This window comes from Gelidibacter sp. (assembly GCF_039916245.1).
Classification (GTDB): Bacteria; Bacteroidota; Bacteroidia; order Flavobacteriales; family Flavobacteriaceae; genus Gelidibacter.
In genome coordinates this window covers 1-3,505 of sequence record NZ_JBDSLS010000119.1, presented here as the reverse complement: position 1 = coordinate 3,505, position 3,505 = coordinate 1, and the positions used below count along the sequence as shown (strand labels likewise).

At 35.6% G+C, this 3,505-nt stretch carries 4 protein-coding genes; 2 read left to right on the top strand and 2 right to left on the bottom strand.

Annotation, left to right across the window (positions count from 1 at the left end):
* The coding region (locus tag ABIQ28_RS06220) for a phenylacetate--CoA ligase family protein (RefSeq protein WP_348036014.1) at positions 1 to 904 on the bottom strand (904 nt) is incomplete at its 3' end.
* 289 nt (positions 905 to 1,193) lie between these two features.
* Between ABIQ28_RS06220 and purD the strand changes: the two genes are divergently transcribed.
* Positions 1,194 to 2,465, top strand: a complete 1,272-nt coding sequence (gene purD, locus ABIQ28_RS06215; protein WP_348036013.1) for a phosphoribosylamine--glycine ligase — start codon at positions 1,194 to 1,196, stop codon at positions 2,463 to 2,465.
* Here purD and ABIQ28_RS06210 read toward each other — a convergent pair.
* A complete protein-coding gene (locus ABIQ28_RS06210) occupies positions 2,460 to 2,687 on the bottom strand; it encodes a uracil phosphoribosyltransferase (protein ID WP_348036012.1) in 228 nt (75 codons plus the stop codon). The two genes, purD and ABIQ28_RS06210, sit on opposite strands and share 6 nt — an antisense overlap.
* Before the next feature lie 127 nt (positions 2,688 to 2,814).
* Between ABIQ28_RS06210 and ABIQ28_RS06205 the strand changes: the two genes are divergently transcribed.
* Positions 2,815 to 3,505 (top strand): DUF6427 family protein (locus ABIQ28_RS06205; RefSeq protein ID WP_348036011.1); only part of this gene is annotated, 691 nt, incomplete at its 3' end.

Sequence of the window (3,505 nt, the reverse complement as noted above, 5' to 3'; positions counted from 1 at the left end):
TAATGATGACACGGCCTTCTTCGCCGTAAGGCAAAACCTGATTGTTTTCATCCACAATTTCAACAAAAAGAGTTTCGCTATTAACAATCCACTCATCCTTCGGGTTTTGAAAGGCAATCAAATCCAGTTCAGAAGCGCCATACTCATTGATCACGGGAATGCCAAATTGCTTTTCCATGAGGAGCTTATCGTTTTCAAACAACATCTCAGAAGTGACAACACAAGCTTTCAAGGTGGGACAGATGGTTTTTAAAATCAATTCCTTTTGCTCTAAAAACTTAGCAAATTGAACAATCGAGCTGGTATATCCATTGATATAATCAAAGTTTGTGCTTTTGAACTTTTTTAAATGGTTTTCAAACGCTGAATCACTCAAATCATAAACTGAAAACCGGAATCGCCCGCTGATTGCATCTTTAAAACGCTCTTTGTAATATCCTTTTTTATCCAAAGGAATTCCGTAAAACCGAGCCTGTCTGGAACTATTAAAATCGAGATCGAACCATCCAAATCGGTTTTGAATGATGCTCCAAGTTAGTGCATGACAAAACTTATCCTTAGAAAATACAAAAGGATCTCCAGAAGACCCGGAGGTTTTGTTCACATAGACATTCTTTGGTGAAAACCCTTCAGATAATCTATCAATCAGAGGTTGTTGTAAATCACTTTTTGTCATAATGGGAACAGCGTCCCATGTCAAGAACTTAGAGTTTTTGAAAATAGATTTGTAATAGGGATTATATTTTAGATGAAAATTGACAATCAGTTCTTTCTGATTTTCAACGTAATTATGGAACTCAACTTCATTAAGATTTTGAATAGAACTCAAAACAGTTTTTGCTTCCGTAATTGGAAATCCATTTAATTTCAACGAAAAGTCAAATAAATTCAAGTTGTGCCTCATTTATATCAAATGTAAAGTAAATTATTAAACGCCCATATAAAATCAATCGCGAACATTATAGATACAATCTGGTAGTTCTCCAATTAAAATTTATGCAAAGGCATAATAATTTTGACCTTCGAGATTCCATCAGAAAGCTTATCTGGCAGGTACGTTTTAGCTCTTTTCGGTTTAAGTCTTTGTTCTTGATTCTAGAAGCGTAGCGGTCTTGATTCTATTATTAATTTAATCGTCAAAAATATTATTGTTTTCATGGCATAAACTTTATTTTTGCAACAAACACAAAAACATGACCATTTTAATTCTCGGTTCCGGTGGAAGGGAACATACTTTCGCTTGGAAACTTGCCCAAAGTCCATTATGTAAAAAACTATTTGTGGCTCCAGGAAATTCTGGAACTGCAGGAATAGCTGAAAATATCGACCTTAAAGTCACTGATTTTAAAGCGATCAAGACGTTGGTTCTCGAAAAACAGATCCAAATGGTTGTTGTTGGTCCAGAAGATCCTTTGGTTCAGGGCATCCATGATTTTTTCCTAAATGACCCAGAACTGAAAAATGTATCGGTCATTGGACCTCAAAAAGCGGCAGCGCAATTGGAAGGCAGTAAAGAGTTTGCCAAGGAGTTTTTATTTCGCCATAATATCCCAACCGCAGCTTACCAAAGCTTTGATGCCACTTCCTTAGAAGCTGGATATGAGTTTTTGGAAACCTTAAAACCACCTTATGTTTTAAAAGCAGATGGATTGGCAGCCGGGAAAGGCGTTTTGATCATAAACGACATCAATGAGGCCAAAGCAGAACTTAAAAGCATGTTGGTGGATGCCAAATTTGGATCAGCCAGCAACAAAGTTGTTATTGAAGAGTTTTTAGATGGCATAGAACTCAGCTGTTTTGTACTAAGTGATGGAAAAAACTACCAAATTTTACCAACGGCCAAAGATTACAAACGTATTGGCGAAGATGATACAGGTTTAAATACCGGAGGAATGGGCGCTGTTTCGCCTGTGCCGTTTGCTACGGAATCCTTTTTAAATAAAATTGAAGAACGTGTGGTCAAACCAACCATTGCAGGACTTCAAAAAGATGGTTTAGATTATAAAGGATTTATTTTCATCGGACTGATTAAAGTTGGAGAGGATCCTAAAGTTATTGAATATAATGTGCGGATGGGAGACCCGGAAGCAGAAGTTGTGATCCCAAGACTTAAGAATGATCTTGTTGAGGTTTTTCAGGCTATTGCCAATCAGGAATTGGATAAAATCAAGATTGATATTGATGAACGTGCGGCAACTACAGTGATGTTGGTGTCTGGTGGCTATCCTGAAGACTATGAAAAAGGTAAAGAAATAACGGGATTGGAAAATCTAACGGATGTCATTCCGTTTCATGCAGGTGCCATTTTGAAAGATAATAAAGTCGTCACTTCTGGCGGACGCGTTATGGCGATCACATCATTTGGAAATACATACCAAGAGGCCATAAAAAAATCTTATCAAAATATAGAAAAACTACATTTTGATAAGATGTATTACCGTAAAGATATTGGTTTTGATTTATAAGAAAGAATGGGACGAGACGCTCTTGTCCTCTTCTTTGTTATCATCGTGTTTTTTCAACTCTAACATCCAATAAACAAAGCCTACCATGGCTATTATGATAAGTATCCATGAAACGATATTGGCAAGCCACCAATTTTCAAGTTCTAAAGCCATTAAAGCGTCAAAAGGCAAAAGTAAAACGTTAGTGAACAAATTGCCTATGCCATTAAAAAATTCAGTCATGATAATAAATATTATATTTACAAGTACAAAACTACGTTTTTTTTAATTGAAATGTTCAATAAATTAAATTCGAATTTTGTTTTCATGAAAGCTAAGCCTCAACAATGAACCCAGAACAGTGCTCTAAATGATTTCAAGTTTTTTTAGCAAAGCAAAACCCATACATCTTGTTGTGGTTAGTGTCTTACTTCTTGTGGTTTTTGTTGTGACTAAAATGTCGACCATAGCAGAGGCTTTTTCTGTAGAGCTTTTTTTCAGAGAAGCTTTTCTTTTTGGCGTATGCTTGGCTTCACTTTTTGTCCTTGATTTTTTTGTGAGCAAAAACAATCTTACCAAAAAGAACAGTTATAAAATTTTGATGTTCGGTCTTTTTGTGGCCGTTTTACCGGAATCTTTACTGAATTCAAAATTGCTGATTGCCAATTTATTTATTTTATTGGCGTTAAGACGTATCATCAGTTTAAGGACTTCAAAAGACATCAAGAAAAAGCTTTTTGATGCCGCACTTTGGATCAGTTTGGCAACGTTATTGTTTTTCTGGGCCTCTTTATTTTTTATTTTGATTTTTCTGGCACTATTACTTCACTCCATAGTAGATATCAAAAATTGGATTATCCCAATCGTCGGAATAGTTTGTGTTGCGATAATTACCGCCTCTTATATGATTGTCATGGGGGTAAATTTTGCGCCTTATTTACAGGGCTTTTTTGATGTTAGTTTTGATTTTACACCTTTAAATTCAAAACGTATTATCGTTGCTGCCACCATATTATTGTCTTATGGCACATGGGCTTCGTTTTATTTTATGAGAAATATAA